Genomic DNA, 14,310 nt, shown 5'->3' with positions numbered 1-14,310 from the left:
CATGCGTACTCGAACCACCCCCCGCACCCCGGCCCTGACAGAACTCGGCTTCGGTGCGGCTCAGTTGGGCAACCTCGGACGGGTCACGAGCGACGAGGACGCCTCGGGCGCCGTCGACGCGGCCTGGCGAAGCGGCGTCCGCTACTTCGACACAGCCCCGCACTACGGGCTCGGGCTGTCCGAGCGCCGCCTCGGCGCGGCCCTCTCGGGGCATCCCCGGTCCCAGTACACCATGTCCACCAAAGTGGGCCGGCTGCTGGTGCCGAGTCCGCAGACGGCGCACCTCGGGGACGACGGCGGATTCGTGGTGCCCGCGGCGTCCCGCCGCAGCTGGGACTTCAGCCGGGACGGGATCCTGCGGTCCCTTGAGGGCAGTCTGGAACGTCTCGGCCTGGACCACGTCGACATCGTCTATCTCCACGACCCCGACGACCACTGGCAGGAGGCGTCCACGACGGGCATCGACACCCTCGTCGAACTGCGCGACCAGGGGGTGGTGAAGGCCGTGGGCGCCGGAATGAACCGGACCGGCATGCTCACCGAGTTCGTCCGCCGCTGCGACGTGGACATCGTCATGGTGGCCGGCCGCCACACCCTGCTCGACCACTCCGCCGCGGACGAGCTGCTCCCGCTCGCCCTGGAGAGGGGTGTCGGCGTCGTCGCCGCCGCGGTGTACAACTCCGGGCTGCTCGCGCCCCCCCGCCCGCCGATGCACGCCACCTACGACTACCGGCCGGCCTCCCGTGAAGTGCTCGGCCGGGCCGCCGCGATCGCGGACGTCTGCGAGCGGCACGGCAGCAGCCTCCCGGAGGCCGCCATCGCCCACCCCCTGCGGCACCCGGCGGTCACCTCGGTGGTTCTCGGCGCACGGAACGCCCACCAGTCCCGCACCAACGCCGAGCGGCTGACCGCCACTGTCCCCGACGCACTCTGGGACGAACTGGCCGCGCTGTCCCTGCTTCCCCCGAGGGGACGGACATGAACGTCCCCGGCTCCGCGCGGCCGGATGCCGCACGGCCGTGCAACCACTACGGAAGGAACGCCATGGCACACCGCACGACCGAGCCGGACACGGCCGCACTCGCCGGCTGGCTGCACAGCTGGATCACGGAGGAGGGCGCGGTCAACGGCTTCCACAACCACAGTGTGTGGGGCACGAACCCCTTCACCTTCCTCGACTTCACCAGCGGGCACACCACCTTCGCCGGCCCTGCCGTCGGCGCCTTCGCGCAGGCCCTGGCGCAGCAGCCCGACGAGCGGGGCGTCGAGCTGCTGCGGCGGCTGGTGCGCTACCAGGCCACGGAGTTCCAGGACGACGGCCAGTACCGGCACATCGGCTTCCAGGTCGGTGAGTCGGCGACCACCGGACTCATCCACAACGCCGTCGGGAGCCTCGGTGTGATGCTCGCGCTGAAGCACGCACGTCATCTGCTGCCCGACGACGAGGTGGACGCCGCGCTCGCGGCCGTACGCCGCAATCTCGACGCGTGCGAGATGTACGGGGGCGGCCGGGCCGGTGAGGACGGTACCTGCAACCAGGAGTACGCCCGGGTGTGGGTCAAGCAGCTCTACACGGAGCTGGCCGACGACAAGACCTACACGGAGCAGATACCCGAGGACCTGGCCACCCTGGTCCGCCTGTTCCACCACCGCGGCGTACCCGACGCGGACAGCTCCGGCACCTTCCGCACCGTGCGGGACCGCACCGAGGGCGGCATCCTGGAGCCGGCCGAGTACTACGGCCTCATGATCGTTCCCCTGGTCCTCGGCTACCGCGCCCAGGGCGATCCGGAGCTGCTGGCCGAGGCGAGGCGGCTGTGCCGGCACGTGGCCCGCTCGGCGTGGACCGACGAAACCGGCGCCGTCCGCTACCACCGCTACTGGTACGTCCAGGGCGACCGTGCCCTGAAGACGGACACGCCCATGCTGATCGCGGGCATGGGCCTGACGCTCTACGGCATCCACGAGGTGCTGGCCGAGGGACCCGACGCCGAGCTGGAAGCGTTCACCGAGGCGTGCCTGGCCACCTACGCGGGCTACCAGACGCCCGCCGGATACTTCGCCTCCGCCAGCGGCTGGCACAACGAGGCCGACATCGCACCCAGCACCGCCTGGCACGCCCACGACCTGATGTTCCTGATGGCGCGGCTGGGGCCGGGCGACGGCTTCTGGGACAAGGTGCTCGCCCCCCGGGACCGGCAGTCGGTTCTCATCAGCGACCGTGCCTTCTGGGCCGAGTCCGGCGTCCACTGGTGCGTGCGCTCACCGCTGACCGCGGGGGACCTGCACATCTACGGCCGCAAGGACAAGGACACCTTCACCCGGGAGTTCTTCGCCTGGACCGACCGCGATCCGCTGCCCGAGGACCTGCGGTATCCGGACGCTCTCGAGTTCTTCGTCGCCAACGACGGCATCTACCGCGTCGACGCCGACGAGGTACCCACCGACATCACCGCCGTCGGCCCGCTGCCCTACCGGGGACGGCTGTGACACCGGAGCACGCCCCGCATCCGCGTACCCCGCAGTCCAGAGAACGTTGATCACCAGCTTTCCCTACCGAGGAAAAGAGAGTCGACAATGATGTCTGCCAACCGAGGGACCAAGGCGCGCGGAGCCGCCCTTGCCGCCGTGGTTCCGCTGCTGCTCCTCGCGGCCTGCTCTTCGGGCTCCGGCACGTCCGGCAGCAAGGACGGCGAGATCCGGATGATGGTCAACCTGACCGACAACCTCGACCGGGCCTACTGGGAGAAGCTGGTCAAGCCGTTCGAGGACAAGACCGGTCTGAAGGTGAAGATCGAGGGCCCGACCGGCAAGTCCGTCGCCGAGTCCTTTCCCCAGCAACTGGCCGCGGGGACCGCCCCCGATGTCATCCAGTCCATCTTCCCGGACGACGACACGGCTCCGGAACTGGTCGACCTCAGCGGTGAGGCCTGGGCCAAGGGGACCCCGATGTTCGACGCGTACGCCATCGGCGACACGCACTTCGCCGTCGGCGTCGGCACCCAGACCCAGTCGCTCGTCTACTACAACAAGACCGCGTTCAAGAAGGCCGGCATCACCAGGACTCCGACCACGTGGAAGGAGATGACCGCGGATCTGGGCAAGCTCAAGAAGGCCGGCTACACGCCGATGCAGACCGCGGGCGACTACCAGACCGGCCTCCAGCTCCAGCAGATCTACCACCCGACGCTCAACGAGCTCCACCCGAAGTGGCAGAGCGCCGTCACGGACAAGAAGCTCACCGTGGGCGAGGCCTACAAGCCCGCCTTCCAGATGTACGCGGACTGGATCGACGCCGGTTACATAGCCAAGAGCGACGCCGGGCTCAACCCCTCGCAGGCGGACGGCAACTTCATCGCCGGCAAGGCCGGTCTCTACACCAACGGCAGCTGGTTCGCCGCCACGCTGGCCAAGGCCGGGAAGCTGCCCTTCGAGGTGGGCGTGTTCTCCCCGCCGGCCGCCGACGGCAAGAGCTATCCCGGTCCGCAGGGCGCCACCATGGCCAACCCGTACATGGTGCACAAGGGCGCGTCGGACGAGGCCGGCGCGAAGCAGCTGGTGGAGTTCCTCGTGACCGACCCGGCGGCCATCAAGGCGCAGCTCGGCTCCGACGGGGTGTTCCGCCAGGAGTCCGGCGTCAAGCAGACCGGCACCGAAGCCCTGATCCAGGGCATTCTCGACCATGCTCCCGCGCTCGTCGCCGTGGGCGAGGGCCAGGGCAACGTCCGGCTGCCGGTGACGGGCTTCAACCCCAAGTTCACCGAGGTCGCTCAGAGCCTCTACACGGGGGCGAGCCCGGCCGACGCCGCCAAGGCCATCGACCAGTGGACCGACGAGAACCGCTGACCATGGCACGCACACTCCCCTCGAAGCCGCGGCGATGGCGCAACGCGGGCGCCAGTATCAGCATGATCGTCCCCGCGGTGCTGATCTACGCCGCACTCCTGGTCGTACCGGTGATCTACGCGTTCTACTACAGCTTCACCGAGTACAACGGATTCCCCACTCGCGTCCCCGAGTTCATCGGGCTGGACAACTACCGCACCATCTTCGCCTCCGACGACATGACGGGCACCATGGTGATCACTGCCGTGGTGGCCGTGGTGGGCGCGGTCGCCGTCAACGTCGCGGCGCTCGGGCTCGCGCTGCTGCTGAAGCGCACCAACCGGTTCACCACCTTCGGCCGGGTGGTCATGTTCTACCCGCATGTCCTGAGCGCGCTGGTCGTCGGCTTCCTGTGGCAGGCGATCCTCGGGCCCCAGGGCGTGGTCAACACCATGCTGGAGAAGGTCGGAACCGACAGCCTGCCCTTCCTCAGCGACCCCGACTGGGCGCTGTGGTCGATGATCCTCGTCATCGTCTGGTCCCTGTTCGGCGTGCAGTTGATCCTGTATCTGGCGGGGCTCCAGGCCGTGCCGGAGGATCTGCTGGAGGCGGCGAAGCTCGACGGAGCCGGCCGGTGGCAGACCTTCCGTGCCGTCACGTGGCCGTCGCTGGCCTCCACGGTGACGGTCGCCGTCATCACCTCGGGCATCTCGCTGCTGAAGACGTACGACGTCGTCGTGTCACTGACCGGGGGCGGTCCCGCGGGATCGACCAAGACCCTCGCCTACTCGATCCTCGCGGTCTCCTTCCCCCAGCGGAAGATCGGCCTGGCGTCGGCCCAGGCCGTGCTGCTGATCCTCGCGGCCGCGGCCTTGTCCCTCACGGTCCTCTTTCTGCGCAGGCGCGCCGAGAACGACGCGGAGTCCATCGGATGAAGAAGACACTCGCCTCGGCCGCCGCCCTGCGCGTCGCGTTCGTCACCCTGGCGTCCGTCGGCATGCTCGTGCCGATGTACCTCCTGGTGGTCAACGCCTTCAAGAGCCAGCGGGAGATCCTCAGCAACCCGTTCACCCTGGACCTCGGCACCGCGACGTTCCAGCACCTGGCGGACGCGTGGAACAACCCCGACTTCAGCATTCTCAAGGGGTACGGCACCACGCTCGCGCTGGTGCTCTGCGTGAACGCGCTGGCCATGGTGGTGTGCGCGCCCGCGTCCTACGTACTGGCCCGCACACCGAAGGTGATCTCACGGCTGCTGCTGTTCTTCTTCATCGCGGGGATGTTCATCCCGACCCAGGTGATCCTGGTGCCGGTCATCTTCGTACTCCGCGCCGTGGGACTGATGGGCACGATGCCCGGCCTCATCCTCTTCATGACAGCCACCACCATCCCGTTCACACTGTTCGTCTTCTTCGGCTACATCCGCGTGCTGCCGAGGTCGCTGGACGAGGCCGCGGCCATCGACGGGGCCGGCAAGTACTACACGCTGTGGCGGATCATCGTGCCTCTGATGCGGCCGGTCATCGCCACCGTGTTCATCCTGAACTCGCTGAGCGTGTGGAACGACTTCGCCAGTCCGCAGATGATCCTCGGCCCCGGCAGTGACGTCTACACCGTCACCACCGGTGTGTACGCCGCCGTCGGCCAGTACTCGACGGACTACACCAAGGTGTTCCCGACCCTGCTGCTCGCCGTGATCCCCATTATGGTGATCTTCGTCGTGATGCAACGTCACGTCATGAGCGGTCTCGCGGCAGGAGCCGTGAAGGGCTGATCCCCGATGGCGGGCCGACCGGGCACCCCCGGCCGGCCCGCCCGTCCCGTTCCTCTCCCCAGATCCGACCGGTCCGGCGCTTCCGCCCGGCCGGTAGAGGCCTTTGGCGGGCCGGCCGGCCCGCTTCACGAAGGAGCCTGTGCCATGCCCGCACCCCGTACCCCGCGCCGCGTCGCGTCCGTGATCCGTCTGCGTCCGGAACAGGAAGAGACGTACCGGGAGTTGCACCGGTCGGTCCCGCAGCCGGTCCTGGACACCCTGTCCCGCGCCCACATCACCTCGTACTCGATCTTCCTTCGCGACCACACTCTGTTCGCCTACTACGAGTACACCGGCGACGACTACGACGCCGATATGGCCGCTGTCGCCGCCGACCCGGAGACCCAGCGGTGGTGGACCCTCACCGATCCCTGCCAGCAGCCGCTCGGCTCGGCGGAGCCCGGTGAGCGCTGGGTGGACGCGGAGGAGGTCTTCCATCTGGACTGACCCGTCGTCCGCCGGCCCCGCCCGGCCGCCCTTAACCGGGAGACGACCGGCACGGACCGTACTGGCCTCCGTCGCTCTGGCGCTGGTGACGAGCGCCGGCGTGCCGGCGGCCGGCACGCGTCGGCCGCGCCGTCCGGCCCGACGGCCTCGGCGGGGCGTATGTACTGGACGACACCATCCGCCTCAGCGGCAAGGAGAACTCATGGGTGACGTACGCCGCGTACCACGACGAGAAGGTCACGCTGACCGGGTCGTGCGAACTTCCGGCGGACGGGTGGCAGCGGCTCACCGACCTCTCGGCCGATACGCTCGCCGAGCCCCGGTACTCCTCCAACACCCGTCTGAACACACCGGAACGGCGTGTGGGTGTTCGACCTCGGCGCGCATGGGACAGCCCCGGGAACGCTGTGCAAGATCGGCTTCAACTGGGTCCAGCAGCCGTTCGCTCCGGAACTCGTCGTCGACGGCAACGCCCAGACCTGGCCGAGTACCCGAACGACGCCTCGTGCACCACCACGGAGACCGCCTGCCACCTGTGGGGGACGGGAGTCAGACGCCGCGTGGCACGCGCACTGCACGAACCGGAAGCAGAAGCACTCCGACGGACGCTGTTCGCCGGTAGCCGCCGGGTGACACCGTCTCCTCGCGCCGGGGCATCCACCGCACACGGATGCCCCGGCGCACGTCATGCGCCGGACGGGCCGGGCGGTCGCCGGCGCTCCCAGGAGGACGTGATGTGGTCCCGCATCGCCTCGGCAGCCTCGTCGGCGTCCCGGGCGAGCAGGGCGGCCGCGAGCCGTGCGTGCGCTTCGTGCGTCAGCTCGATGTGCTCACGTGTGGGATCGCCGCTGTACTGGGGGTAGCGCACGGCCTTGCCCTGGATGCTCGACACGATGGCCCGCCCGAACGCGTCCCGCGACGCACGGTGGATGATCTCGTGGAACTCGATGTCGGCACGGGAGTAGGCCTCCGGGTCACCTCGCAGAGCCGCGAGTTCGTCGAGCTTGGCCGAGAGCGCCGCCGCCTGCGTGTCGTCCATGAGACGGGCGGCGCGGGCGGACATGGCGCACTCGAGCGTCGTCCGGATCTCGATCAGGTTGTCGAGGAAGACCAGCCGGTCCTTCCGCTGGAAGAGCGCGTCGAGGATCAGGGGGTCGAGCAGACTCCACTGCTCCTGATCGAGCACGACCGTCCCCCAACCCTGACGCGTCGCGACGAGTCCCTTCTCGGAGAGAGCCATGGTCGCCTCGCGGATGACGGTGCGGCTCACCTCGTACTGTTCGCACAGGACGCCCGCCGAAGGCAGTGCCGTTCCGGGCGGGTACTCGCCGAGCACGATGGCCGTCGCCAGGCTCTGCACGACGGCGGCTGCGAGGGGAGGCCGACGCCGTTGACGGGGGGACACGGCAACGGCGTCCGCGGATGGGTTACTCATCTGGTCAGCGACTCCCAATGTGTGTGCAGGTGTGCCCGGTCCCCGCTGTCCGAGGGCTCAAGGCTAGCGGAACATGCTAAGGTCATCACTCGTATCATAAGTGATGACCAAGGTTTCCAGTCACGCCGCCACCCGGAGGCGAGAGCACGCCCGGGGCCGGACCGACCGCCCGCGAACGGCACTTCGGGTATGCCCGGTCAGAGCTCCGGGGGCGGGATTCGCCCGTCACCACCGTGCGACACGCTTCAACCGAAGGCGGGGTGCGACGCATGGCACTGGGTCCCGGTCCACGGCCACGACGGGAACACCGGACCGAGGAGCGTGACCGCAGGAAGACCCGGAGCGCTTGGCGCCAGGTTACTCCCAGGTCCTCAATTCGCACTCAGGGATGGGGTGTTGAGGGATCCGTCAGTAACCGACCGAGCGTGGTTCCACCCGGCAGCGGCCGAGCGGAACCACGAGAGCCGCAGGGACAACCGACACCGTACGGAGGCAATCCGAAGTGAGTCAGCGCAACGCCCTGGTGGTACGCGGCGGCTGGGAGGGGCACGACCCGGTCGGCTGCACCGGGATGTTCATTCCCCGGCTCGAACGCGCCGGGTTCGACGTATCCGTCGCCGAGGACCTCTCGGTGTACGAGGACGCGGACCTGCTCGCCGCGACGGACCTCGTCGTCCACTCGTGGTCCGGGGGCGAACTGACGCCCCTCCAGGAGGACACGCTCGTCTCGGCAGTGGAGGCGGGAACGGGTTTCGCCGGCTGGCACGGCGGCGTCATCGGAACGAATGTCGCCGCCGCTCGCTATCTGCGCATGGTGGGGGGACGGTTCCTGTGGCACCCGGACGGGTTCCAGGACTTCACCGTCCGCATCACGGCCCTGCCGGAGCGGGACGGCGAGATCACCCAGGGCATCGGGGACTTCGACGTCCTCACCGAGCACTACTGGGTGCTGACGGACACGCTGAACACGGTGCTGGCCACCTCGGTCCTCTCCCCCGACGGCGGGCAGTGGGACGAGCCGGTCGAGTTCCCCGTCGTGTGGACGCGCCGCTGGGGCGCCGGCCGGGTCTTCGTCTGCACCCTCGGCCACCGTGTCGCGGACCTGGAGGTGCCGCAGACGGCGAAAATGATCGAACGGGGTCTGGTCTGGGCAGCCCGCTGAGGCCGGAGGGGCGGCCGCTCGCCGTGCGCAGGCCGCCCCGGGCCTCAGTCGGGCGCCGCCCCGGCCCGGGCGACGCCCCTGCGTCAGGAGCTTGCGCGGGCGACGACCCGGTAGCCCACGTCGCGGTGCGGAACGCCGACCGGGGTGCCGCGCATCCTCTCCAGCAGCAACTCGGCCCCCAGCTCGCCGATGAGGGTGCCGGGCACCGCCACCGTGGTGAGCGAGGGGACGAGATGCCGGGCCAGCTCGAAGTCACCGAACCCGGCCAGGGCCAGCGTGCCGGGGACGTCGATCCCCCGTCGTACGCACGCCTGCAGGGCGCCGGCGGCGAAGACGTCGCTGGAGAACATCACGGCGTCGGAGTCCGGATGCCGTTCCAGCACAAGGTCCAGGAGCGTGACGCCGGTGTCCATGGTGACCGGCTCCGGGCCCGCGTCCACCGTGCGCGGAGCAGTACCCAGCAGCTCACGGACAGCGGTCGCGTAGCCGTCGAGCCGCTCGGCGGCCCGGAGGTCGCCGGAGGTGTGCCGCCCGGCGAACGTGATCCGGCGCCGGCCCCGCTCGACGAGGTGTCCGACCATCGCGGCTGCGGCCGCCGCGTTGGAGAAGCCGACCAGCAGGTCCACCGGATCGTCCGACCAGCCCCAGGTCTCCACGACGGGTACTCCCGCGGCGGCCAGCAGGGCACGGGTTCCGGGGGTGTGGTCGGTTCCCACCATGAGCAGTCCGTCCGGCCGCCTGCCGAGGAAGCTCCGCAGCACGTCCTCCTCGTGCTCCGGCCGGTAGTCGGTCGTGCCGACGAAGATCTGGTAGCCGTGGGCCGCCAGAGCGGTCGAGAAGGCGTGCACCGTGTCCGCGAAGACCGACGCGTTGATCTGCGGGACCAGGACACCGACCGTGCGGCTGCGGTTCGACGCCAGGTTGCTGGCGGCGAGGTTGGGCACATAGCCGGTCGCCGCGATGGCCGCTTCGACGGTGGCCCGGGTCCAGTCCGGCACCGACCGCGGGTCGCGCACGACCCGCGACACCGTCTGCGCGGACACCCCGGCCGCCGCCGCCACGTCCGACAGGGTCACCGAACGGGTGGCGGAACGCTTGCGTGGGCGGGGGGATGGCTGGGTCACATCCGAAACGATATCCATTGCGCCCGCCGCCGCGCCGTCCGCCCGGCCGCTCCGGCCGGACGGCGCGCCCTGCGTCACAGCACTCCCCGGGCGGCCAGGGAGCGCATCAGATCGGAGATGCCGAAGGTCCACGGCTCGCAGGCATCGCTCGGCCTGATCCGGCTGACGAGTGAACCGAGCCGGGGCGTGGCGATGGTGACCAGGTCTCCGTCGTGATGGGTGAAGCCCTGGCCCGGAGCGTCACGGTCCTCGACGGGGGCGAACATCGTACCCAGGTAGAGCACCGCACCGTCGGGGTACTGATGGTGCGGTCCGATCAGCTGACCGACGAGGTCCAGTGGGTCGCGGCTGATGGCGGACATGGAGGACACGGCGTCGAGTCGGTAGCCTTCCTCTCCCTCGACGGTCAGGGTCACCGCCGCCTTACGCACGTCGTCCATCCCGAAGGCCGCGTCGAAGAGCCGCACGAACGGTCCCAGGGCGGCAGAGGCGTTGTTGTCCTTCGCCTTCGACAAAAGGAGTGCCGAACGTCCCTCTACATCACGGAGGTTGACGTCGTTTCCGAGAGTCGCGCCCACGACCTCCCCCGCGGAGGAGACGACCAGCACCATCTCCGGTTCGGGGTTGTTCCACCGTGAGGTGGAGAGGACCCCGGCATCGGTCGCGGTGCCGACAGCGGCCAGCACGGGGGCCTTGGTGAAGATCTCGGCGTCGGGCCCGATACCCACCTCCAGGTACTGACTCCACATCCCCCGGGCGACCAGGAGTTCCTTCAGCGCGGCGGCCTCCGCGGAGCCGGGCCGCAGGGAGGCCGGATCGTCCCCGACGAGGCCGCGTATCCGCTCGCGTACCTCGGCGGCGCCGGAGGCCTCGCCCCGCACACGTTCCTCGATCACCCGCTCCAGCATGGACACCACGAAGGTCACGCCGGCGGCCTTGACCGCCTGGAGGTCCACGGGGGCGAGCAGCCAGGGACGTGCCGGATCACGTGTCCCGGGCGGCGTGTTGGCCAGCAGTTCGTCGAGTCCGGCGAGGCGCTCGCCGTCGGCCGTGCGCAACCGCGCCGCAGGATCGGGGGTTTCGCAGAGGTCGCGGACGGTCGGGAAGGTCGCCGTCACGTCATGCACACCGCTCTCGCGGACGGCGACGACGCAGGGACCGGTGCCGGGCTGCCAGACCCGGCCGACGAGGGCCCCTTCCGTGCCGTCGTCGGGCAGGGTGGTGACGGCGTCGGGCCACTGGGTCATGTCGTTCCTCTCAGGCTTTGCGGAAAACGGGCGGGCGCTTCTCGGCGAACGCGCGCCGGCCTTCGGCGGCGTCCTCGGTGGCGAAGCAGATGGTCTGCAGGTCCCGTTCGTAGGCGAGAGCCTGGTCCTCGGGCAGATTCCCGGCCGCCCGAAGGTTGATCTTGGCGGTCTCCGCCGCCACGGGGGCCCGGGAGGCGATGACCGCGGCAAGGGCCCGGGCCCGGTCGAGCAGTTCGGCGGGGGCGACCACCTCGCTGACCAAGTGCCACTCCAGCGCCCGTGCGGCATCGATGCGGTCGCCGGTGAGCAGCAGGAGTGCCGCGTTGCTCGGCCCGGCCGCGCGGCTGAGGAAGGCCGCCATGCCGCCGCCCCCGATCCAGCCCAGTGTGATCTCCGGTGCTCCGAAGGACGCCGTCCGTGAGGCGATCCGGATGTCGCAGGACAGGGCGGTCTCCAGCCCGCCGCCGAGGGCGTAGCCGCCGACGGCCGCGATCGTGGGCGTCCGGGCCTCGCGGATGGCATCGCAGTAGTCGACGCGATTGCGGAACTCCCACGGGGTGCGGTATCCGTCGAGTTCGCGGATGTCCGATCCGGCACTGAAGGCGCGCCCGCCCGCACCGGTCAGGATCACCGCGCGGACGTCGTCCGTGGTGTCGCACCATTGCACGGCCCGGACCAGGGCGCGGGACATCTCGGGGGTCACGGCGTTCAGTTTCTCGGGCCGGTTCAGCGTGAGGGTGGCGACCCGGTCGGCGACGTCGAGCAGGACGTGTCCGGTGTCGAGATCGGGCGGGGTACTGGTGGTGTCGGTCATGCTCGTCCTGCTTCCTTCGTGGTCCGGCTCGCGCGGTAGAGGGATCGGAGCAGGCCGACTGCCGCCCCGTTTCCGGTCCCGTCGGCCAGGGCGTCCCGGATGACGGCGGAGGCGGCGCTCTGGAAGCCGATGTAGCCGGCATGGCGGGGGCGGACCCACGCCTGTTCACAGGTGTTGGTGGTCCGGCGGTAAAAGTCCGCCGCGACGATCGCCGGGTCGGTCCAGGCGGCGCGTGCGCTGGGCTGCCCGCTGTGCCGGGGCAGGAATCCGCACTGGGCGGAGGGCGACATCAGCCAGCGGATGTGGTCAAGGAGTTCCGAGGTGGGGGTGCAGCGGGAACTGACGGCGAGTCCGGTGCCGCCGAGGGTGGAGCCCGGCCGTCCCCCCGGTCGGGCGGCCGGGGCGTCGGTGAACGTCAGCCGGTCCGCGTAGGTGACGTAGCCGTACACCAGCGGGCAGTGCGCCAGGCGGTCGGTGCCCGCCATCAGCTCCAGCAGACCGATCGGGTTGAGCGTGCGCGTACCGGCGGGTGCGCGGGCGTCGATGCCGGCCATGAGGTCCAGGACGGCACGTCCCGTCGTATCGCTGATCAGTTCACCGGGGTCGGCGGCCGGCTCCTCGCCGAGGGCGACCGCGACGGAGGCGAAGGTGAGGAAGGCGTGCGGTCCAGCGAGCGACAGGGCCACCGGCGCGCGGCTCGCGAGGCCGAGCACCTCCTCCCAGGTGGTGGGCGGCTCCCCGGCGAGATCGGTGCGGGTCGCGGAGACCTGGGTGGCCGCGTCCAGAGGCAGGGCCCACTGCCTGCCGTCCATCGCGTACGAGCGCATGGTGGGGCCGATCGAGCCGGCACGCCAGCGGTCCAGTTCGTCCCTGCCGAAGAGATCGTCCAGCGGGCGGAGGCAGCCCGAGGCGAGTGCCTCCCCCAGGTGCGGATGGTCCAGGACGACGAGGTCGTACTGGGCGCAGAGCTCGTCGATGGGATGGGACTCGAAACCCTCCAGCGGTTGGACGGACCAGTGCACGAGGTCGCCGGCCGCCGCGGCAAGGGCGTCGTGGCCGCGCGGGTGGTCCCAGGTCAGTCCGGCGTAGGTCACTGGGTCTCCGTCACGGTGCCGGAGGCGAACAGCGCCTCGATCTCCGCCTGGCCGAGGCCGGCCTCGGCCAGGATCTCGCGCGAGTGCTGGCCGGTGAGCGGGGCACCTCGGTCGATGCGGGGAGGCGTGGCGGAGAATTTGTAAGGGAACCCGGGCACCTTCACACGGCCCTCGGTGGGGTGGTCGTAGGTGATGAAGGTGCCGTTGTGGCGGATCTGCGGGTCGTCGACCAGGTCCGCGTAGCCATAGACCGGTCCGGCCCATACGCCCGCGGCCTCGAAGGCGTCGAGCCAGTGGCGCGAGGTACGGGTGCGGAGGCGGGAGGCGGTGCGCGAGAAGATCTCGTCGCGGTGGGTCCAGCCGTGCTCCTCGTCCTCCATGGACAGGAAGCTTTCCTCGCCGAGGAGTTCGCCGAGTGTCTTCAGCGGCGGAAAGGCGAGGACGATGTAGCCGTCGGCGGTCTCGAACGCGCCGTAGGGGGCGCGGATGTAGACATGTGCGTGCGGTTCGCCGGAGCGGTTCTGCTCCAGGCCGCCCACGGTGTGCACCGACAGTTCCTGCATCTGGAGTGTGGTGACGGCGTCCAGCATGTTCACCGTCACGAGCTGTCCCTCACCAGTCCGTTCGCGGTGCAGCAGCGCGGCGAGCACCCCCTCGAAGGCGGTGGACGCGGTGACCGCGTCCACGAGGTACTGGCCCGCGGCCTGCGGTGCCCCGCCGGCGCGGCCCGCGGAGAGCATGGCCCCGGACATCGCCTGGAGCAGCAGGTCCTGCCCGGGGCGCTGGGCGTAGGGACCGTCCTCGCCGTAGCCCGAGATGGAGACGTACACGAGCGACGGGTTGACCTCCGCCAGCGAGGAGTAGTCGACGCCTAGGCGGTCGGCGACACCGGGGCGGTAGTTCTGCAGGAAGACGTCGGCGTCGGCCACGAGCCGGCGGAGCACCTCTTTGCCGTCCGGGTCCTTGAGGTCGACGGCGAGGGAGCGCTTGTTGCGGTTCAGCGAAAGGAAGGAGACGTTGATCCGGTTCCCGCCCGCGCCTCCCGCGGCCGCATGACGCTGCCACTCCCCCGTGACCGGCTCGACCTTGACCACGTCGGCCCCGAGGTCGCCGAGCCGCTGGGCCGCGAACGGGCCGGCCATGGCGATGGAGCAGTCGAGAACCCGGTACCCGCTGAGTATCCCGGGCTTGTCAGGCGTCGTCATGGGACTCCTTGAAAGGGGAGGGAGGCGAAGAGGAGGGAGGGAGGGGAACTCACCGCGCCCTCACCGCATTTGCAGTTCCAGGCCCTGTTGTTAGCGCTACCGGCAGCGCTAACATTCACGCTATGCGGGCCCCGCTCGCAGTGT

At 70.1% G+C, this 14,310-nt stretch carries 13 protein-coding genes; 7 read left to right on the top strand and 6 right to left on the bottom strand.

Translation table 11 applies throughout. From position 1 onward, the window contains the following. The first annotated feature begins 1 nt into the window (after nt 1). From ABZ564_RS13265 to ABZ564_RS13240, 6 genes are all read left to right on the top strand, one after another. Entirely contained in the window at nt 2-982 is a 981-nt protein-coding gene (locus ABZ564_RS13265) for an aldo/keto reductase (RefSeq protein WP_360854360.1), read from the top strand. Between the two features lie 62 nt (nt 983-1,044). Next, nucleotides 1,045-2,490: a hypothetical protein gene (locus ABZ564_RS13260; RefSeq protein ID WP_360854357.1), complete on the top strand. Its 1,446-nt coding sequence runs from the start codon at nt 1,045-1,047 to the stop codon at nt 2,488-2,490. Nucleotides 2,491-2,580: 90 nt separating this feature from the next. Then, nucleotides 2,581-3,846 carry an ABC transporter substrate-binding protein gene (locus tag ABZ564_RS13255; RefSeq protein ID WP_360854354.1) on the top strand — a complete coding sequence of 422 codons (1,266 nt, stop codon included), beginning with the start codon at nt 2,581-2,583 and terminating at the stop codon, nt 3,844-3,846. Nucleotides 3,847-3,848: 2 nt separating this feature from the next. Next, the gene (locus ABZ564_RS13250; RefSeq protein ID WP_360854351.1) at nt 3,849-4,760 is read left to right on the top strand and encodes a sugar ABC transporter permease; all 912 of its coding nucleotides are present in this window, start codon (nt 3,849-3,851) and stop codon (nt 4,758-4,760) included. Then, on the top strand, nt 4,757-5,599 hold the full coding sequence (locus ABZ564_RS13245) for a carbohydrate ABC transporter permease (RefSeq protein WP_360854348.1): 843 nt from the start codon (nt 4,757-4,759) through the stop codon (nt 5,597-5,599). Before ABZ564_RS13250 ends, ABZ564_RS13245 begins: the two co-directional genes overlap by 4 nt. 144 nt (nt 5,600-5,743) lie before the next feature. After that, nucleotides 5,744-6,085 (top strand): L-rhamnose mutarotase, encoded by a 342-nt coding sequence (locus tag ABZ564_RS13240; RefSeq protein WP_360854345.1) that lies wholly within the window; start codon nt 5,744-5,746, stop codon nt 6,083-6,085. A 685-nt stretch (nt 6,086-6,770) separates the two neighbouring features. On the opposite strand, the gene ABZ564_RS13235 is transcribed toward ABZ564_RS13240, so the two are convergent. Beyond that, entirely contained in the window at nt 6,771-7,520 is a 750-nt protein-coding gene (locus ABZ564_RS13235; protein ID WP_360854342.1) for an FCD domain-containing protein, read from the bottom strand. Nucleotides 7,521-8,022: 502 nt separating this feature from the next. Between ABZ564_RS13235 and ABZ564_RS13230 the strand changes: the two genes are divergently transcribed. After that, nucleotides 8,023-8,682 (top strand): ThuA domain-containing protein, encoded by a 660-nt coding sequence (locus ABZ564_RS13230; protein WP_360854339.1) that lies wholly within the window; start codon nt 8,023-8,025, stop codon nt 8,680-8,682. A gap of 83 nt (nt 8,683-8,765) precedes the next feature. Here the strand turns inward: ABZ564_RS13230 and ABZ564_RS13225 are convergent, their stop codons facing one another. The 5 genes from ABZ564_RS13225 to ABZ564_RS13205 all read right to left on the bottom strand — a co-directional run bounded on the left by ABZ564_RS13225 (nt 8,766) and on the right by ABZ564_RS13205 (nt 14,166). Beyond that, nucleotides 8,766-9,806 (bottom strand): LacI family DNA-binding transcriptional regulator, encoded by a 1,041-nt coding sequence (locus ABZ564_RS13225; protein ID WP_360854336.1) that lies wholly within the window; start codon nt 9,804-9,806, stop codon nt 8,766-8,768. 74 nt (nt 9,807-9,880) lie between these two features. Continuing rightward, nucleotides 9,881-11,053 carry a fumarylacetoacetate hydrolase family protein gene (locus ABZ564_RS13220; RefSeq protein WP_360854333.1) on the bottom strand — a complete coding sequence of 391 codons (1,173 nt, stop codon included), beginning with the start codon at nt 11,051-11,053 and terminating at the stop codon, nt 9,881-9,883. A gap of 10 nt (nt 11,054-11,063) precedes the next feature. Then, complete coding sequence (locus ABZ564_RS13215) at nt 11,064-11,867, bottom strand: enoyl-CoA hydratase/isomerase family protein (protein ID WP_360854330.1); 804 nt, start codon at nt 11,865-11,867, stop codon at nt 11,064-11,066. After that, nucleotides 11,864-12,961, bottom strand: a complete 1,098-nt coding sequence (locus tag ABZ564_RS13210; RefSeq protein WP_360854327.1) for an extracellular solute-binding protein — start codon at nt 12,959-12,961, stop codon at nt 11,864-11,866. The genes ABZ564_RS13215 and ABZ564_RS13210 overlap by 4 nt, the downstream gene beginning before the upstream one ends. Continuing rightward, nucleotides 12,958-14,166 carry a CoA transferase gene (locus ABZ564_RS13205; RefSeq protein WP_360854324.1) on the bottom strand — a complete coding sequence of 403 codons (1,209 nt, stop codon included), beginning with the start codon at nt 14,164-14,166 and terminating at the stop codon, nt 12,958-12,960. Before ABZ564_RS13205 ends, ABZ564_RS13210 begins: the two co-directional genes overlap by 4 nt. Nucleotides 14,167-14,310: the final 144 nt, after the last annotated feature.

This window comes from Streptomyces sp. NPDC019224 (assembly GCF_040632605.1).
Lineage (GTDB): Bacteria > Actinomycetota > Actinomycetes > Streptomycetales > Streptomycetaceae > Streptomyces.
The sequence above is the reverse complement of the archived record's forward strand: the minus strand, read 5'-3'. Positions and strand labels throughout refer to the sequence as shown.

Bases quoted from the DNA above. Each gene is read 5' to 3' on its own strand.
- ABZ564_RS13245 (WP_360854348.1), top strand. From the start codon at position 4,757: ATGAAGAAGACACTCGCCTCGGCCGCCGCCCTGCGCGTCGCGTTCGTC.
- ABZ564_RS13265 (WP_360854360.1), top strand. From the start codon at position 2: ATGCGTACTCGAACCACCCCCCGCACCCCGGCCCTGACAGAACTCGGC.
- ABZ564_RS13220 (WP_360854333.1), bottom strand. From the start codon at position 11,053: ATGACCCAGTGGCCCGACGCCGTCACCACCCTGCCCGACGACGGCACG.
- ABZ564_RS13255 (WP_360854354.1), top strand. From the start codon at position 2,581: ATGTCTGCCAACCGAGGGACCAAGGCGCGCGGAGCCGCCCTTGCCGCC.
- ABZ564_RS13250 (WP_360854351.1), top strand. From the start codon at position 3,849: ATGGCACGCACACTCCCCTCGAAGCCGCGGCGATGGCGCAACGCGGGC.
- ABZ564_RS13215 (WP_360854330.1), bottom strand. From the start codon at position 11,867: ATGACCGACACCACCAGTACCCCGCCCGATCTCGACACCGGACACGTC.
- ABZ564_RS13260 (WP_360854357.1), top strand. From the start codon at position 1,045: ATGGCACACCGCACGACCGAGCCGGACACGGCCGCACTCGCCGGCTGG.
- ABZ564_RS13240 (WP_360854345.1), top strand. From the start codon at position 5,744: ATGCCCGCACCCCGTACCCCGCGCCGCGTCGCGTCCGTGATCCGTCTG.
- ABZ564_RS13205 (WP_360854324.1), bottom strand. From the start codon at position 14,166: ATGACGACGCCTGACAAGCCCGGGATACTCAGCGGGTACCGGGTTCTC.
- ABZ564_RS13235 (WP_360854342.1), bottom strand. From the start codon at position 7,520: ATGAGTAACCCATCCGCGGACGCCGTTGCCGTGTCCCCCCGTCAACGG.